Source organism: Roseateles sp. P5_B10 (assembly GCF_056400485.1).
Map to the genome: position 1 here is coordinate 1 of NZ_JBFULE010001578.1, position 617 is coordinate 617.

A 617-nucleotide genomic window follows, 5' to 3' on the forward strand; every position below is an offset into this window, starting at 1 on the left:
TCCGGCACGGCTTCAAGGACGCTGTCGGCATGGCCGCAACACTGGCCAATGCCCATGCAGGTATCCTGACGTCGGAATTCGAGGGCATGCCACGCTGCGTGCTCGAGACGCTTGCGGTCGGCCGCCCGGTCGTCGCCGTGCACCTGCCGCAGCTGGAATCGGTGATCCATGATGGCGAGAGCGGCTACCTGATTTCCCGCAGCTCATCCCGCGACGAGATGATCGAGAGCTTGGCCCAACGTTTTCTCGATACCCGCGATGCGATCGGCACCGGCGAGATCAATCCGGCGCAGGTTGCCAGCGCGATCGATAATTTCACACCAGCGACACAGCTGGCGCGCGTCTTTACCTATCACCAGGACATCCAGAATGCGCGCAACATGACGATGACGCCCTCCGCGGCACACTGAGGTTATTTGTGAATATCCTGTTGCTATCGAGCGAATATGCTCCCGCACGCGGCGGGATAGGCACCTACGCCCACGAGATCGCATTGGCCGCAACGCAGCTCGGCGCGCGGGTGACGCTGGTCGCTCCCGATTACGCACAGGATATGTCAGCCGACGATCGCGCCATGCCCTTTGCAATCCACCGCTTCAGCGGCGGATTGCATTCGG

Annotated in this window: 2 protein-coding genes; both read left to right on the top strand. The window is 61.9% G+C overall.

The genetic code is table 11. The features are described from left to right. Positions 1–410: glycosyltransferase (locus AC1DU6_RS34675; protein ID WP_477863048.1), on the top strand; the 410-nt coding region annotated here is incomplete at its 5' end. An 8-nt stretch (positions 411–418) separates the two neighbouring features. Further along, positions 419–617, top strand: a 199-nt coding sequence (locus AC1DU6_RS34680) for a glycogen/starch synthase (RefSeq protein ID WP_477863050.1), incomplete at its 3' end; no start/stop codon positions are given.